The organism is Cupriavidus sp. SIMBA_020 (assembly GCF_046535395.1).
In the GTDB taxonomy this organism is placed as follows: domain Bacteria; phylum Pseudomonadota; class Gammaproteobacteria; order Burkholderiales; family Burkholderiaceae; genus Cupriavidus; species Cupriavidus campinensis.
Genome location: NZ_JAWRWU010000891.1, coordinates 1 through 261 on the forward strand (window position 1 = coordinate 1; position 261 = coordinate 261).

At 65.5% G+C, this 261-nt stretch carries 1 pseudogene; it reads right to left on the minus strand.

Going from position 1 to position 261, the window contains the following annotated elements:
* Window positions 1-261: pseudogene (locus SB751_RS31990) on the minus strand (phosphoketolase); the annotation flags it as partial.

The following is a 261-nucleotide window of genomic DNA, read 5'->3' on the forward strand; positions in this document are numbered from 1 at the left end:
TGTCGAACACCGCGCCGTACGCATGCGACAGCGCGTAACCGAGTTCGCCGCCTTCGTGGATCGAGCCGGGCGTCTGCGGCGCAACGTGACTCGGAATGCCGCCCGGAAAGCTGAACTGCTTGAACAGCACGCCCATGCCTTCTTCGTCCTGCGGCACGTTCGGCCAGGTCTCGCTATAAGTGCCTTCGAGCCAGGTGTTGGCGACCACGGCCGGGCCGCCATGTCCCGGCCCCGCGAGAAAGAGCAGATCGAGATCGCGCT